Here is a 17,759-nt window from a genome sequence, read left to right as displayed (position 1 = left end):
TGAAAATGGCTGAATTAAAAGAAGTTTTTGTTCCTGATATCGGCGGCGATGAAGTGCAAGTGATCGAAATTTGTGTGGCTGTGGGTGATACCCTAGCGGCAGAAGAATCGATTCTTACCGTCGAAAGCGACAAGGCGACTATGGATATTCCAGCGCCTTTCGCCGGTGTGTTAGCCGAATTGAAAGTGGCTGTGGGCGATAAAGTCTCTGAAGGTACTTTGATTGCTATGATGCAAGCGGCGGGCGCGGCAGCTGCCGCTCCGGCTCCAGTTGCAGCACCCGCTCAGGCGGCACCAGCATCTGCACCAGTTCAAGCGGCTCCAGCCCCAGTGGCTGCTGCTCCTGCGACGGGCGCAACCAAAGTGGTTGAAGTGACTGTACCTGATATCGGTGGCGACACTGATGTATCGGTTATCGAAGTCCTGGTTGCTGTCGGTGACAGGATTGAAGTTGATAGCGGTTTAATTACCCTAGAAACAGACAAAGCGACCATGGACGTGCCATCACCTTTCGCGGGTGTGGTTAAAGACGTTAAAGTCGCAGTTGGCGATAAAGTGTCGCAAGGCTCTTTAGTCATCATGCTTGAAGTGGGCGGCGCTGCACCTGCAGCCGCGCCAACTGTTGCTGCCCAAGCGGCTCCTGCCACTACGGTAGCGCCAGTGGCTCCGGCTTCTGCAACACCAGCGGCAAGCGTGGTTGCGGTAAAAGAAATTCAAGTGCCGGATATTGGCGATGCTAGCAATGTCGATGTGATCGAAGTGCTAGTGTCAGTCGGTGATGAAATCACGGCTGACCAAGGTTTGATCACCCTTGAAACTGACAAAGCCACCATGGAAGTGCCTGCGCCATTCGCCGGTAAACTGCTGTCTTTGACTGTTAAAGTGGGTGACAAGGTTTCTCAAGGTAGCGTTATTGCGACGATTGAAACTGTGACTGCAGGTGCAGCTCCTGCACCTGTTGCTCAAGCGGCAGCTCCTGCTCCAGTGAGCGCGGCGCCCGTTGCAGCCCCAACACCTGCAAGCCGTCCTCCAGTACCACACCACCCAAGTGCAGGTACACCTGTGTCTACCGGTGCGGTACATGCGTCTCCTGCGGTACGTCGTTTAGCCCGTGAATTTGGTGTCGATTTGACCCAAGTGACAGGTTCTGGCCGTAAAGGTCGCATTATGAAAGAAGACGTTCAGGCGTATGTGAAATACGAACTGTCTCGTCCGAAAGCGACTGCGGCAACCTCTGTGGGTTCAGGTAACGGCGGCGGTCTGCAAGTGATTGCAGCACCTAAAGTTGATTTCAGTAAGTTTGGTGAAGTGGAAGAAATTCCATTAAGCCGTATCCAGAAGATTTCTGGCCCTAACTTACACCGCAACTGGGTAACTATCCCTCACGTGACTCAGTTCGATGAAGCTGATATCACTGAAATGGAAGAGTTCCGTAAGCAGCAAAACGATGTAGCGGCGAAGAAAAAAGCCGATTACAAGATCACGCCTTTAGTGTTTATGCTAAAAGCTGTGGCTAAAACGTTGCAACAGTTCCCAGTGTTCAACTCAAGCTTAAGTAGCGATGGCGAATCACTGATCCAGAAGAAGTATTTCCATATCGGTGTGGCGGTTGATACGCCAAACGGTTTGGTTGTGCCAGTCGTGCGTGACGTGGATAAGAAAGGCATTATCGAGTTATCTCGTGAACTGGCTGATATCTCTATCCGTGCCCGTGATGGCAAGCTGAAATCTGCTGACATGCAAGGTAGCTGTTTTACTATTTCAAGTTTAGGTGGCATTGGCGGTACAGCGTTTACGCCTATCGTTAACTACCCAGACGTGGCGATTTTAGGTGTGTCTAAATCTGAAATTAAGCCTAAGTGGAATGGTAAAGAGTTCGAACCTAAATTGATGTTGCCACTGTCGCTGTCATACGATCACCGTGTGATCGATGGTGCTATGGCTGCACGCTTTAGTGTGACGCTGTCAGGAATTCTGTCCGATATTCGTACTTTGGTTCTGTAAGCATATAAGGCTGCTCATCTTGAGCGGCCTTTTGTTTATTGTGATCAGTATCAAACACAGGTTAAAATGCGCCCACCTTACGCGCTGGCGCATTTTCGGTTGGCAGGATAGCTCCTCCAACGGATTGAATGAGAATTAGAGGAAAACATGAGTAACGAAATCAAAACTCAGGTAGTGGTATTAGGTGCAGGTCCTGCAGGTTATTCTGCGGCTTTCCGTGCAGCGGACTTAGGTCTAGAAACCATTATCGTTGAACGTTTTAGCACTTTAGGCGGCGTGTGTCTTAACGTGGGTTGTATCCCATCTAAAGCCCTATTACATGTTGCTAAAGTTATCGAAGAAGCCAAAGCCGTTGCTGCTCACGGTGTGGTTTTCGGCGAGCCAACTATCGATTTAGATAAGTTACGTGGCTTTAAAGAAAAAGTTATTGGCCAATTAACTGGCGGATTGGGCGGTATGTCCAAAATGCGTAAAGTTAACGTGGTTAACGGTTTTGGTAAATTCACTGGCCCTAACACGCTAGAAGTGACTGCTGAAGATGGCACTGTCAAAGTGGTTCAATTCGAGCAAGCGATCATTGCTGCGGGTTCTCGCCCAATCAAACTGCCATTCATTCCGCATGAAGATCCCCGTATTTGGGATTCGACTGACGCATTAGAACTGAAAGAAGTTCCAGGCAAGTTGTTAGTAATGGGCGGCGGTATTATCGGCCTAGAAATGGGTACTGTGTACGCTTCTTTAGGCAGCGAGATCGACGTGGTTGAAATGTTCGACCAAGTGATCCCAGCGGCTGATAAAGACGTTGTTCGCGTATTCACTAAGCAAATCAAGAAGAAATTCAACCTGATCCTTGAAACTAAAGTCACAGCGGTAGAAGCCCGTGAAGACGGTATTTATGTTTCTATGGAAGGTAAGAGCGCACCAACTGAAGCAGTCCGTTACGATGCCGTATTGGTAGCAATTGGCCGTGCACCTAATGGTAAGTCGTTAGATGCTGAAAAAGCAGGTGTTAACGTTGATGAGCGTGGCTTTATCAAGGTTGATAAGCAACTGCGTACTAACGTACCGCACATCTATGCAATTGGTGACATCGTTGGTCAACCTATGTTGGCTCACAAAGGCGTGCACGAAGGCCACGTAGCGGCTGAAGTTATCGCTGGCATGAAGCACTACTTCGATCCAAAAGTGATCCCATCAATTGCTTACACTGACCCAGAAGTAGCTTGGGTTGGTTTAACTGAGAAAGAAGCGAAAGAGCAAGGTATTGCTTACGAAACCGCAACTTTCCCATGGGCAGCAAGTGGCCGCGCTATCGCATCTGATGCGAGCGAAGGCATGACTAAGCTGATTTTCGACAAAGACACTCATCGCGTAATCGGTGGTGCGATTGTTGGCGTTAACGGTGGCGAGCTGTTAGGCGAAATCGGTTTAGCGATTGAAATGGGTTGTGATGCTGAAGATTTAGCATTAACCATTCACGCTCACCCAACACTGCACGAATCAGTGGGCTTAGCGGCTGAAATGTACGAAGGTTCTATTACTGATTTGCCAAACCCAAAGGCAAAGAAAAAGTAATTTAGCTGTCGATTAAAAAAGCGCTCATTTGAGCGCTTTTTTATTGCCTGTATTTTTTTGTAACTTTTATGTAAACAAGCGGATGAATTGATAGGATTGAGCTGCTACAGTACAACTATGGTATGAAGTAAGCCGTCACATGCAAACAAAAATAATTAGAACAATTCTGACATGTTTCATCCTTTCATTGACTTGCGTCCACTCGGCTTGGGCGGGCGGTTTTGTGCAGCGAGTTTTTACTGATAGGGACGGTTTAGCGGTCACCAGTATCCGAGGCTTGGCCTTAGATGATTACGGTTTTGTATGGGCCGCGACTGAGCAGGGCTTGTATCGAGTTAGTAATTCTAAGGTGCGGCGTATCGATAAAATCGGCACCGAATCGCGACTGTCAGATGACTTTTTAACCTCAGTAGTAAACATAGAACGTGACAAGTTATTGGTTAGCACCAACGCCGCAATTTACCTCTACGATATTGTCCAAAATCAATTTACCGCCTTTGGTTCTCCCTATTTATTCCCGCAGTTTCCCGGCGGTGCGCTGGTCTCGGCAGCCCGAAAGAATAGTAAAACATGGCGATTGTTAATTGATAATGGCCAGATATATGAATTCTCCCCTTCAAAGTCCGAACTGCGCCTTATTACTCAGTTGCCGGTTAACCGCGATCTCCCTTGGCGTAAATTGCTGGTCATGCCGAATAGTCAAATGCTGGTCGCGGGAACCTTGCAATTAGAGTTGCTAGAGCAAAATGGCGAGCGGGTATTCCAATACTCTTGGACCGAATCTATGGGCAGTATTCTCGATATGTTAGAGGATTCTCAGCATAGGATCTGGATTGCGACTGGCCGCGGCGTTTATCAATTAGATCAAATTTCTAGGCAGATTATCCCCGTGCCAGAATTGCCCGATTGGAGCACAGCGATCGTTGAAGATGCGAAAGGATATTTATGGTTTTCCAGTCGTATCGGTTTATTGAAATGGTCGCCCGAAACACGCCAGATTGAAAACTATCAAAAGGAGTTGAAGGTTGAGGCCGACATGGAAACGCTAAAAGCCATGTTGTTTGATGATGCGGGTTTGATGTGGGTCGGAGGTTCAGGCGATGGATTGGCGTTATTGGCGTCGCAGCCTGATTTTATCCTCGACACTTATACTGGCGATGAACCCTATCAATTGAGTGATGCCATGACTTGGTCAGTGCATGCCAGTGATGAAGGCGTTTGGCTAGGTTCTTCCAATTTGGATTTTATTGCTAAAGGCAGTAGTAAGGCATTTAACGTGCCGATTGAGGGATTTAATCCCCATGAAAGTATCTATGATATCAGTGAGTTTGAGGGGCATTATTTACTATTATCGACAACTAGCGGTCTCTTTGTTGTCGATAAAGACACTTTGCAAGGCAGCAGCTTTTCTAAGTGGACCCATGGTAATGATGGCTTTAAAAATAAGCTCATTTATAAAACCTACCTCGACCCTAAACTGAAAGGACGCATTTGGATTGCGACCACATCAGGGCTGTATTTTTGGGAAATGGGACTGTACGAACCTCAGCCCTTTGATATTGATAAATCATCGGACAAATTTGATGGCCCCAAGCGACCCGTTATCCGCACGATTTATCGCACCTCCGACGGTCGTTTATGGGTGGGCGGTAAAAAAGTCTTTGGGTACATCGACGGCCAAAATGAGTTTCATGATCAGCGGCAGTTGTTTAATGCTTTTGCAGCACAACCCACGGTCAGTCACATTGAAGAAATGTCACCTGGGGTGATCTGGTTTGGCTCCTATGAAAAAGGTTTATTTGAATACCATCAGCAAACGGGATCGTTAATTTCATTGACCTCCGAGTGGCAATTAAATTGTAGTTCAGTGTTTTTTATTCAAAAAACGCCCAAGTCTAATCTTGTGGGCTGCTCGGATTCTTTGGTGCGACAGGATATCCAAACGGGCGAGATTGCTATGTTCAATCAACTCGATGGTTTAATTTCCGATGAGATGAACGAAGGCGCCTATTTTTACTCACCTAAAACAGGCTTTTACTTAGGCACGCCCGAGGGCGTGATGCGACTGGATGTCGATAGGCTGGCTAACCGCATTACCGATGACCATGTGATGCTTGAATCTGTCTCTGTTTACTATAACAACACGACAGAAGTGTCCTTGTTGCCGCGTAACCTGATGACCATCAAACCCGAAGCCAATATGGTTAGTTTTCAAATCACTAACTTAGATTATCTCGATGATTCGCCCATCCAATTTAAATATCGCTTACGTCATCAAGATGAAGAGAGTCGTTATGTGCTGCTTCAGGGGGAGGCGCAGATTAACCTCGCAGGTTTAGCTGCGGGTGGTTATGTATTAGATATTTTGAGTCAGGTGAATGGCATATGGTCCGATAAACCTTTTACCTATCCCTTTTATGTTGAGCAGCATTGGTGGTTATCCCAAGGTTTTAAAGGCATTTTACTGCTGTTATTTGCTATTATTGCCTTAAGTCTTGCTTGGTATCGGCAACGTCAGATCAATACCTTTAAGCAGATGAATCTGGCATTAACAGAGAGTGATGACAGGCTGAGGCAATCTTTGCGTGGTAGTGACTCAGATCTGTGGGAATGGCATAAAAATACTCAGGCATTTCATCTTGATAATCGTGGTGCAGTTCTCGGTACCCATGCCAATGAGATTGTTGTGAGCTTAGCAGAGTTGCCTGTGCATCCACAGGATAGGGAAAAAGCGCTCGCTCAGTGGGATAGTATGATATCGGGGGAGATAGATAGATTCGAAGCCGAATATCGCTATCAGCGCAAGGACGGTAATTGGGGCTGGTTAAGGGTAAGAGGGCGGCCCGTTGCCCGTAATAAGCACTCCAATGAGATTGAGCGGGTCGCAGGGATTTATAGTGATATTACCGTGCAACGTCAGTTAGAAGATGAAGTGAATTTACTGGCAAAAGCGTTTGGTAACACATCTGAAGGTGTACTGATTTTAGATGTCGAAGGCAGTATTCGCGTGGCGAATTACGCGGCACAGCAAATTATCGGCATCGATTCTGCTGACTTAGTTGGCCAATCTTTTACCCAATTTGTACAGATGAATGACGGTTTGGCATCGGAAATCAAGCAACTCCTCAGTGATAGCCAGTCTTGGACGGGCGAGCGTGAGTTAATCAACGCCAGTCAGCAACCTTGCCCTGTATGGCTAAACGTATCTGTGATGCAAAGTGCCAATGGGAAAGTGACCCATTATGTGGTGGTATTCTCGGATATTACCGAACGTAAACGAACCGAAGCCGATTTACGCCGCCTAGCCAATTACGATGTACTTACGGGATTGCCAAACCGCTCCTTATTTTCTAGTCGCCTATTACAGTCTATTCAGGCCGCGCAGCAAACGGGCGAGAAATTGGCGCTATTGTTCTTGGATCTCGATAGATTTAAGCATGTTAATGACTCCTATGGTCATAGCATGGGCGATGCCTTACTGGTCGAAGCCTCAAGCCGACTACAGTCCTGTGTTGCTAGCGAGCATATGCTCTGCCGTTTTGGCGGCGATGAATTTGTGATTTTACTCAGAAATGCCAACAGCATTGATGATATCAACCACATTGCCGAGCGGCTGCTGGAACAAATCGTGGCGCCTTTTAAGTTATATGGCCGTGAGTTTTATATTTCGACCAGCATTGGCATCAGTATTTGGCCCGATGATGCGGTGCAGCCCGAGGCCTTTATCAAGAATGCCGATCTTGCTATGTATCACGCCAAAGAAGAAGGGCGGGGGAATTTCCAATATTATACCTCTGAGCGTAATGCCCAAGCCCTCTATCATTTACGGCTTGAGGCCGATTTACGTAAAGCCATAGAGCGGCAAGAGTTCGAGCTTTATTACCAGCCGCAAATTGATATTTTGCGTAACGATAAGCTCATAGGAATGGAAGCATTAATTCGCTGGAAACATCCGCAGGATGGTTTTATTCGTCCCGATATTTTCATCAAAGTCGCCGAGGCCTGCGGTTTAATTGTCGATATTGACCGCTGGGTGTTAAGGCAAGCCTGTGTGCAGGGAGCATATTGGGTAAAGCGTTATGGCGCTACCTTTAAGTTGTCGGTTAATATTTCGGCGGTGCATTTCAGACAGCCAGATTTTATTGAAGACATACAAAGCATTCTGCATGAAACCCAAATGCCGACAGCGTCTTTAGGCTTAGAAATCACTGAAGGCGTATTGATGAAAGAGCTGCACGTCGCTAAAGATCATCTCTCGCGATTGAAATCCTTGGGGATTGAAGTTGCTATTGATGACTTTGGGACGGGTTATTCTTCTCTGGCTTATTTACGCCATTTTGAGGTGAATACCTTAAAAATCGATCGCTCCTTCTTGATTGATATCGCCACCAATAAGGCCGATCAGGCGATTGTGAGCAGTATTATTGAATTAGCCCGTAACCTTAAATTAAATGTGGTTGCCGAAGGGATTGAGACGGTTGAGCAGTTAGAGCAAGTATTTAGCCGCGGCTGTTATATTATTCAAGGGTATTATTTTGCTAAGCCTATGTGCGTGGCTGATTTTGAACGCTATTTAGAAACAGATAACAGAATCGTTGCTATTGAGCATTAAGTAAGATCATATAGCCTATTATCGGCTCGTTTATGTTTGATCATGCGTCCTTGATATTTGTATTGGCGATAGGCCATACGAGCAAGATATAAACCAGCGTCCTTAAAATTTAAATGACAAAATATTCAGCTATGATTGATATTTTGTTTCGTCATTTATTCAATTAAACTGCATCTGTTTGTGTAAATAGTACACAGTCTTATCACTAGTCGGTCCAGATAAAATATGACTGACGGTTAAATCGATAAGTTTGGTAATATAACTCGGATTTTTATCCCATAAAAAAGTAACCTCACCATGATGCGTCAACTACTCGCTTCTATTATTTTGTGTTTGTGCATGACTCCGTCGATGGCGGCAGAGCGCCTTAAAATTGGTGTCGTACTCAGTGGCGGCGGTGCTAAAGGCGCTGCCCATGTGGGGGTGCTCAAAATATTAGAAGAACATAACATCCCAGTCGATTACATCGCGGGCACCAGTATCGGTGCCTATGTCGCAGGCATGTACTCCTTGGGTTACAGCGCCAGCGAAGTCGAAGCGATCATGATGGGCGTTGATTGGGACAGTGGCTACTCGGATACTATCCCGCGCAATATTTTGAGTTATAGGGATAAACAGTTACGCGATCGATACAACATTCCGCTGAACATTGGTTATAACGAAGGCCAAGTAAGGGCGCCAAGTGGGTTGCTGCGTGGTCAGACTATGTCGCAGCTTCTACGTCAGTCTACCGATCTAGTACAGCAATTTGGTAATTTCGATGATTTAGCCATTCCCTACCGTGCAGTGGCGACCGATTTAGAAACTAGCTTACCTGTGGTGATCAGTCACGGCAGCATGGTCAAAGCCATGCAAGCCTCTGCGACGGTTCCCGGTGCGCTGCAGCCCGCTCAAATTGAAGGTAAGTTATTGGTCGATGGCGGTATTGCCAACAATATGCCCGTCGATGTCGTTAAGGCCATGGGCGCCGATATTATTATTGCCGTCGATATTGGTTCACCTCTGGTCAAAAAAGATAAATTAGACAGCACTATTGCCGTGCTCGATCAGCTCTCCAACTTTTTAACCAATGCCAGCACCGAAAAACAAAAACTGCTGCTGACTGATAAAGACGTGTTGATCCGTCCCGCGATCGACGCCTTGAGCACTACAGATTTCACTATCATGCCCTTGGCATTAACCCTCGGCAAAGAAGCCGCTAATGGACAGCTTGATAAGCTGAGCAGCATGAGCGTGAGCCCTGAGGAATATGCCGCCTACGTCGAGGCCAAAAAAGCCAAAGGTAAGTTGTTAATGGCGGATGTGCGTCATTCTGTTAATGAAATTGTCTTCGATAACCAATCTAAGGTGAGTCTGAATCTCTTAACGGAAACCTTGAACATTAAACCTGGGCAAGCTGTGTCTAAGGACGAGCTGAATGAGGCGTTAAAGCGTATTTACTCCCTCAATAAGTTTGAGCGTGTCGATGCTGAGTTTGTCGAGGGTGAAGACGGCCGAGTACTGACTGTGACCACTAAAGCTAAGTCTTGGGGGCCAAATTATTTCCAATTGGGTTTTAACTGGGAGGATGATTTTAACTCTGAATCAGCCATCAGTTTTGACATGGCCTATACCATGACGGATTTGACCTTCAATGGCGGCGAGTGGCGCAATGAAATCAAACTCGGTATGGAAAAGTTGTTTGCGACTGAGTTCTATCAGCCATTAGACAGAGACCAACAATTCTTTAGCCGCGCCCGTTATCAATACGATACCCGTAATTGGGACTTATACGATAATAACAATCGTCTGCTAACCTTTGACAAGAAAACCCACACCATAGAACTGGGTATCGGCTACAACTACACATCACAGGGCACGATTGAACTGGGTTTAGTGGCGGAGAAGGGCGCGATAATTAATGATGCCTGGCTGTTACGGGACTTAGATTTTAGCTCCTATGGAGCTTACTTTAGATTCGGCTACGACAGCTTAGACAGTATTAGTTTCCCGACATCGGGTAATCGCGTGACCTTAAACGTCTATGTGCGCAATGAAGATTTCGATGACATTATCGACGATAACCAAAACCAATACAGTGTGCAGATAGAGGCCGACTGGAAGGGCGCCTTGAGTGTCGGCAATCATGCTTTTGTGGGTAAGGCATCGATTTCAACCAACGATAATGATGGGATGAATACGCTGCATCTATCTGAGCTGGGTGGATTTTTAAATCTATCTGGCTACCATAAAGACTCACTGACAGGCGCGCATAAAGTCTTTGGCGCCTTTGTTTATCAATATGATCTCGGGCGTGATGCGCTCGGAATGACAGATTATCCTTTGTATCTAGGTTGGAGTTTGGAAGCGGGGAATGTCTGGGATGAGCGCTCTGAAGTCACTCTCACTGATCTGATTTATGCATCGAGTCTCTACATTGGTACTGATACTTCCATGGGACCTGCGGCAATCGGCTTTGGGATCACAGATCTTGGCGATAAGTCCTTCTATTTATTTGTGGGTAAAAACTTCTAGTTTGAGTTCTAGTTTGAGATTGATGTTAAGAGCTTAAGGGCATGACTGAGGTCGTGCCCTTATTTTTTGTGCGATAAAAATCCTAAACGGTCTTGATGGCATAGTGCCTGAATCGGTTCGCGCGTCGCTAAAGTGTCATATCCTTTTACAAAATCTTGCTACTGTGGGGCGTGCCAAGATGCTAAGGTTTTGCGGGAAAAATAATAACTCTTAAGGAAGCTGGGGAAAACAATGAAGAAGATAAGCACACTGGCACTGGGTATCGCCCTGAGTTTAGGTTTAGCCGCTTGTAGTACTGAGCCTAAAACTGAAGTCGCTGCGGTTTCTGGCATTGAATTGCAAAACTTTGATGCCTCAGTTCGCCATCAAGACGATTTCTATTACAGCGTTAACGGTAAATGGTTGGCGAATACGCCTATTCCTGCCGACAAGTCTAACTACGGCGCATTTTCTGTGCTGTACGATCAAAGCCAAGATGCATTGAAAAAGATCATCGACGAAGCGGCCGCTAAAAAGAATCCAGCGGCAGGCTCGAATGAGCAAAAAATTGGTGATTTCAACGCCAGTTTTATGAATACCGATTTGCTTGAAACCTTAGGTGTTACACCATTAAACCCTTTGCTGGCTGATATTGCTGCCGCCAAAACACACGCTGATTTACCAGCCGTTATGGGTAAATTGCTGACGACTGGCTCTGGTATTCCCTTTGGTTTTTACGTCAATAATGACGCCAAAAACTCAACTCAGTACGCCGTGTATCTAAGCCAGTCGGGCCTTACGCTGCCGGACCGCGATTATTATCTTAAAGATGACCCTAAGTTTGCCGCTAATCGCCAAGCCATGGCCAAATATGTGACAGACATACTGACCGAAGCGGGTTACAAGGATGCTAAACGCGCGGCTAAAAACGTTGCCGACATCGAAATGATGATCGCCAAGAGTCAGTGGAGTCGAGTCGAATCCCGCGATGCCAACAAGGCATACAACAAGTTAGATCGTGCTGAACTGCAAAAGTTAACCAGTCAATTCGATTTTAATGCCTTTGCTGCGAGTGCGGGCTTAGGCGATAAAGTGACTGACATCATAGTGCGCCAACCCTCTTACTTCGAAAAACTCGGTGCAGGTTTCGAGACCTTCCCTGTATCGGCTTGGCAGGATTATCTCGCGTTCCACTTAGTAGATAGCTACGCCGAGTTACTGAGCAAAAACTTTGTTGATTTGAACTTCGCCTTTAAGAGCAAAACCTTAATGGGTATCGAAGAGCAACAACCACGCTGGAAAAAAGCCGTTGATGGTGCCGACCAAGTGATTGGTGAGTTAGTGGGCGAAGAGTATGTTAAGCAATACTTCAAGCCAGAAGCTAAAGCGCGTATGGAAACTATGATCAAAAACTTGATCAAAGGTTTTGAGGTTAGCATCAATGAACTTGAGTGGATGACGCCAGAAACCAAAGTCGCCGCCCAAGAAAAACTGGCTAAGTTTACCTATAAAATCGGTTATCCAGATAAGTGGAAAGATTACTCAGGTTTAGATATCAAGGCTGACGAGTTAGTCGGTAACTACATGCGTTACGCTCAGTTTGAATATCAAGATATGATCAACAAGCTTGGCAAGCCAATCGATCGTACCGAATGGGGCATGACGCCACAAACGGTGAACGCTTATTACAGCCCAGTGAAAAATGAAATCGTATTCCCAGCTGCGATTCTGCAGCCGCCATTCTTCAATATGGATGCCGATGATGCGGTGAACTACGGTGGTATCGGAGCTGTGATCGGCCATGAAATCAGCCATGGTTTCGATGACCAAGGCGCTAAGTACGATGGCGACGGTAACCTGCGTGATTGGTGGTCAGATAAAGACCGCGAAGAATTCCAAAAACGCGGTAAGCAACTGTCAGCGCAATACTCAGGTTATGAAGCACTGCCCGGCAAGTTTGTTAACGGTGATTTGACCTTAGGGGAAAACATCGGCGACTTAGGCGGTTTAACCGTAGCGGCACGTTCGTATTTGATGAGCCTTAACGGCAAACCTGCACCTGTGCTTGATGGTTTAACGGGCGAGCAACGCTTCTTTGTGGGTTGGTCGCAAGTATGGCGCCGTAATTACCGTGATGAAGAGCTGAGCCGTCGTTTGCTGACAGATCCGCATTCACCGAGCCATTATCGTGCCATGGGTACACCACGTAACGTGGAAGCCTTTTATAAGGCCTTCGAGATGAAAGAAGGCGATAAAATGTATTTAACACCAGATGAGCGTGTGAAAATTTGGTAATACATTCAGTAGATTGAAATAAGAAAAGCCAGACAATGTCTGGCTTTTTTATTGATGACCATAATCTAGGATGCTGCCGATTAATGTCCATAACCTAAGGATTCAATTTTTGTGACTTTATTATCAGTGGCATACAGGCGACGCATTAAGCGTGTTGGTCCAAAGTCATAGGTCCATTCTTGATACTCAGTTGGCAACTTGCTGGGATCGATCACCCTGTCTCCGTTAGCGTTGAGATAAGTCGCGGGCAGACTGTATTCTCGAATATCACTGGGCGAGCCGCATTTATCCTGCACAGTCGTTAAAGTATCGCCCGTATTGATCACTTGTTGTTTACAGTGCATGGTCTCACCTGCGCTAGCGGGTAAACAGGTGGACATGAGTATTAAGCCCATGGGCAGTATTAAGGACAGGTACTTCACATTGAATTCCTTCTGGTGCATACACCATTGTGCTATTTATCCGTAGGGCAAAGACTAAGCTTATTCGCCCTGCAGAAACTCGGTGTGTTGTGACGTTATTTTGCCAAAATTGTTGTTAATGCCAACAAACTCTCGGCCTGATGATGGGCGATAATCCACTTAGCATCGCCTCTTTGTTCTGGCGCAGGGATCGCGACCGTTTGCATGTTGGCTGCTCTGGCGGCAATTAAGCCGTTAAAGGAATCTTCGATGGCAAGACAACAACGGGGATCAACATCTAACGCCTTAGCGCAATTCAAATAAACTTCTGGATGGGGTTTGCCATAGGTGAGTCCCTCGGCCGATTGTACTGCCATAAATTTATCACTGAGTCCTAGTTTAGAAAGAACTGCCTCAATAATAGTGTAGAACGACGAGGTCGCTAAGCCGATTTTAAGGCCAAGCGCTTGGCAGTGATCAATCGCTTCGTGGACGCCCGGCATAGCTTCGCCGCTAACCAGAATTTCATTTGCAACTTTATCAACAATCGCTTGGCTGACCTTGGCATTATCGTAGTGAGGCCAAGGAGCTTTGTGGTACCAATAATCGACGCACTGATCGATACGTAAACCTGTGGTTTGTTGAATCGTCTCTATCGTTACTGGCACGCCAAGTGCGGATAACACTTCATACTCGACCCTTTGCCATAGGGGTTCTGAATCGATTAAAACGCCATCCATATCAAAAATAACGGCTTGAATGCTAAGGGATGTCATTGGTACTCCGATGAACTAAGGAAATAACTGAGATATGCAGTAAATTAAGCCTGAGTGTAAGTTTTCGCACTGCATCTTAAAAGCCAAAATGCAGCAAGATGAGAAAAATTTATACCTATTTGCTCTGGGGCGCGGAAAATTGCTTGTTCGATTTAAAATTAATGAAAAATTGTTAACTATTTGTAGTGTATGGTTTTTTGTCTGTTTTCAAACTATTGTCTAATTTCACTTGTTTTAATCTTCCCGTAAGTTGGCATTCGCCGCCGGATTTAGTCCTTATTTCGCTTTTTGCCGAGTGTGACCTGATTCATACTTTTGCAAAGCTGTAGTATACTGCAGGCCGGAAATACGGGTCGATCATGTCGGACTGTCAGCTTCAATTAAGAAGACGTGCAGTTTCGTTGTTAGAGCGCCAAACAAAGAGGAATGTTGCCGTGCTAGAAGCATATCGTAAACACGTCGCAGAACGTGCTGCAGAGGGCGTAGTCCCTAAGCCATTAGATGCACATCAAGTGGCTGAACTGGTTAAGTTAGTTCAAAATCCACCCGCAGGTGAAGAGGCTTTCGTTCTCGACCTGCTTGAAAATCGAATTCCCCCAGGTGTTGATGAAGCCGCTTATGTTAAAGCTGCTTTCTTAGATGCTGTTGCCAAAGGCACTGAAAAATCACCGATTCTATCTGCTGAGCGTGCTACTGAGTTGTTAGGCACAATGCAAGGCGGCTACAACATCGAACCTCTGATCGCGCAGCTGGATAACCCAGCGTTAGCACCTTTAGCTGTTAAAGCCTTATCTCACACTTTGCTGATGTTTGATTCTTTCCACGATGTGGTTGAGAAGATGGAAGCGGGCAATGAGTTTGCTAAGCAAGTAGTTGAAGCATGGGCAAATGCAGATTGGTATTTAAGCCGTCCCAAACTGGCCGACAAAGTCACTCTGACAGTATTTAAAGTCTCTGGTGAAACCAACACCGATGACTTGTCACCTGCACCAGATGCATGGTCACGTCCTGATATCCCATTGCACGCGTTAGCTATGCTGAAAAACGCCCGTGATGGTATCGAGCCTGATGTTGCTGGTGCCGTTGGCCCAGTGAAAAAAATTGAAGCATTAAAAGCACAAGGTCATCCATTAGTATATGTGGGTGACGTTGTGGGTACGGGTTCATCACGTAAATCTGCGACTAACTCAGTACTGTGGTTTATGGGCGATGATATTCCATTCGTACCTAACAAGCGCGCTGGCGGTTTCTGCCTTGGCGGTAAAATTGCACCGATTTTCTTCAACACTATGGAAGATGCGGGCGCACTGCCAATCGAGCTTGATGTAAACAAGATGGAAATGGGCGATGTGATTGACATCTACCCATACGCCGGTGTGGTTAAGCGTCACGATAGCGACGAAGTAATTTCAGAATTCAGCTTAAAAACTGACGTGCTGTTAGACGAAGTGCGTGCTGGTGGTCGTATTCCACTGATCATCGGTCGTGGTTTAACTGACAAAGCCCGTGAAGTACTAGGCTTAGGTGTATCTGACGTATTCGTACGTTCACAAGACGTAGCTGATACGGGTAAAGGTTACACGCTAGCGCAGAAGATGGTCGGTAAAGCATGCGGCGTAGCTGGCGTGCGTCCTGGCCAATACTGCGAACCTAAGATGACGTCTGTCGGTTCACAAGACACCACAGGTCCTATGACCCGTGACGAGCTGAAAGATTTAGCCTGTTTAGGTTTCAGTGCCGATTTGACTATGCAGTCATTCTGTCACACTGCGGCTTATCCAAAGCCAGTGGATGTGAACACACATCATACTCTGCCAGATTTCATTATGAATCGCGGCGGTGTATCACTGCGTCCAGGTGACGGTGTTATCCATTCATGGTTAAACCGTATGCTGCTGCCTGATACTGTTGGTACCGGTGGTGACTCACATACGCGTTTCCCAATTGGTATTTCATTCCCAGCAGGTTCTGGCTTAGTGGCGTTTGCTGCGGCGACGGGCGTTATGCCACTCGATATGCCTGAATCAGTATTAGTGCGCTTTAAAGGCAAAATGCAACCCGGCATCACACTGCGTGATCTGGTCCATGCTATTCCATTAAAAGCTATCGAGCTGGGTTTGTTGACTGTTGAGAAGAAAGGTAAAGTTAACATCTTCTCTGGTCGCGTACTGGAAATCGAAGGTCTTGAAACCTTGAAAGTTGAACAAGCTTTCGAACTGTCTGATGCATCAGCTGAGCGCTCAGCGGCCGGTTGTACTATCAAGTTAGACAAAGAACCTATCATCGAATACCTGAACTCAAACATCATCATGCTGAAGTGGATGATCGCTGAAGGTTACGGCGATCGTCGTACCATTGAACGTCGTATCAAAGGTATGGAAGAATGGTTAGCGAATCCTGAACTGATGAGCGCCGATAAAGATGCTGAGTACGCTGCGGTAATCGAAATCGATTTGAACGACATCAAAGAGCCAATCCTGTGTGCGCCGAATGATCCTGATGATGCAGTACTGTTGTCATCTGTTGCACAAACTAAGATTGACGAAGTGTTCGTTGGTTCTTGTATGACCAACATAGGTCACTTCCGTGCAACCGGTAAAATGCTGGACAAGTTCGCTAAAACTCTGCCTACCCGTCTGTGGATTGCACCACCGACTAAGATGGATAGAGATCAGTTGACTGAAGAAGGCTACTACGCGATTTTCGGTCGTGTAGGTGCCCGCATCGAGATCCCAGGTTGCTCACTTTGTATGGGTAACCAAGCACGTGTTGCTGAAGGTTCGACTGTAGTATCGACTTCTACTCGTAACTTCCCTAACCGTTTAGGTACAGGCGCTAACGTTTACTTAGCCTCTGCTGAACTGGCTGCGGTTGCTGCACTGTTGGGTCGTCTACCGTCTCCAGAAGAGTATCAAGAATACGCTAAAGAGTTAGACGCTACTGCGGCTGACACTTACCGTTACTTGAACTTCGATCAAATCGAGTCTTACACTAAGAAAGCATCTGAAGTGATCTTCCAGTCAGCCGTATAATCGATTACCGTTAAGCTAACTTGATGTCAAAAGCCAGCGTAAGCTGGCTTTTTTGTGGGTAAATTTCTCTCTGCGCATACGCATATATGTACAAATAGCTCATCTAAATAGTGATGCTTCGTCTCTTCCATATAACAGGCTAGGATTCCATAAATAACGAAGCATTAATAAATAAGCATAAATAGCCAAGTGCATCTGTCTTTAGGTTGTTCACTAAAGGCGCTATCCCAATCAGTGTCCGGCTTCACCTCACTGAATCTAGTTTTTGAAAGACTGAACCTTCTATTTTCATATTTACCAACAGATCATTCCATGGGCTTTTGCTATGAAAAATGCAGAGTAAAGGCATTGTTTTGACTAAAATGTGGATAACTTTGGGGGTAAGTGGTGGGTATGGTGTGGTTAGATTAGATATTTAGAATTAACTGCAAATTTCCTTAAAATAGGGGTTGCACAAAATCTCCTGCTCCCTATAATGCGCATCCACTGACACGGCAGACAGCGTTAAGCAGCCTGATGTGGCAGTTCATCGATGAGTTTACTGATTGATGAACGTTGAGAAAGTTTGCAAA

At 46.1% G+C, this 17,759-nt stretch carries 8 protein-coding genes; 6 read left to right on the top strand and 2 right to left on the bottom strand.

Going from position 1 to position 17,759, the window contains the following annotated elements:
* Nucleotides 1-5: 5 nt before the first annotated feature.
* The 5 genes from aceF to NE536_RS11750 all read left to right on the top strand — a co-directional run bounded on the left by aceF (nucleotide 6) and on the right by NE536_RS11750 (nucleotide 12,978).
* Nucleotides 6-2,003 (top strand): dihydrolipoyllysine-residue acetyltransferase, encoded by a 1,998-nt coding sequence (aceF, locus tag NE536_RS11770; RefSeq protein WP_261272795.1) that lies wholly within the window; start codon nucleotides 6-8, stop codon nucleotides 2,001-2,003.
* A gap of 147 nt (nucleotides 2,004-2,150) precedes the next feature.
* Nucleotides 2,151-3,578 (top strand): dihydrolipoyl dehydrogenase, encoded by a 1,428-nt coding sequence (lpdA, locus tag NE536_RS11765; RefSeq protein WP_006084361.1) that lies wholly within the window; start codon nucleotides 2,151-2,153, stop codon nucleotides 3,576-3,578.
* A gap of 139 nt (nucleotides 3,579-3,717) precedes the next feature.
* Complete coding sequence (locus NE536_RS11760; RefSeq protein WP_261272794.1) at nucleotides 3,718-8,190, top strand: EAL domain-containing protein; 4,473 nt, start codon at nucleotides 3,718-3,720, stop codon at nucleotides 8,188-8,190.
* Nucleotides 8,191-8,487: 297 nt separating this feature from the next.
* Nucleotides 8,488-10,704, top strand: a complete 2,217-nt coding sequence (locus NE536_RS11755) for a patatin-like phospholipase family protein (protein WP_259515983.1) — start codon at nucleotides 8,488-8,490, stop codon at nucleotides 10,702-10,704.
* Nucleotides 10,705-10,935: 231 nt separating this feature from the next.
* A complete protein-coding gene (locus tag NE536_RS11750; RefSeq protein ID WP_261272793.1) occupies nucleotides 10,936-12,978 on the top strand; it encodes a M13 family metallopeptidase in 2,043 nt (680 codons plus the stop codon).
* Between the two features lie 80 nt (nucleotides 12,979-13,058).
* Here the strand turns inward: NE536_RS11750 and NE536_RS11745 are convergent, their stop codons facing one another.
* Together NE536_RS11745 and hxpB are read right to left on the bottom strand one after the other, a co-directional pair.
* Nucleotides 13,059-13,400: a DUF2845 domain-containing protein gene (locus NE536_RS11745; RefSeq protein WP_028759308.1), complete on the bottom strand. Its 342-nt coding sequence runs from the start codon at nucleotides 13,398-13,400 to the stop codon at nucleotides 13,059-13,061.
* Nucleotides 13,401-13,495: 95 nt separating this feature from the next.
* Nucleotides 13,496-14,155, bottom strand: coding sequence for a hexitol phosphatase HxpB (hxpB, locus tag NE536_RS11740; protein ID WP_261272792.1), 660 nt, complete (start codon nucleotides 14,153-14,155; stop codon nucleotides 13,496-13,498).
* 434 nt (nucleotides 14,156-14,589) lie between these two features.
* Between hxpB and acnB the strand changes: the two genes are divergently transcribed.
* The gene (gene acnB, locus NE536_RS11735) at nucleotides 14,590-17,187 is read left to right on the top strand and encodes a bifunctional aconitate hydratase 2/2-methylisocitrate dehydratase (protein WP_261272791.1); all 2,598 of its coding nucleotides are present in this window, start codon (nucleotides 14,590-14,592) and stop codon (nucleotides 17,185-17,187) included.
* Nucleotides 17,188-17,759 lie beyond the last annotated feature (572 nt).

This window comes from Shewanella septentrionalis (assembly GCF_025370265.1).
GTDB classification, from domain to species: Bacteria; Pseudomonadota; Gammaproteobacteria; order Enterobacterales; family Shewanellaceae; genus Shewanella; species Shewanella hafniensis.
Note: the sequence above shows the minus strand (reverse complement) of the source record. Positions and strands in the feature narration are given on the sequence as shown.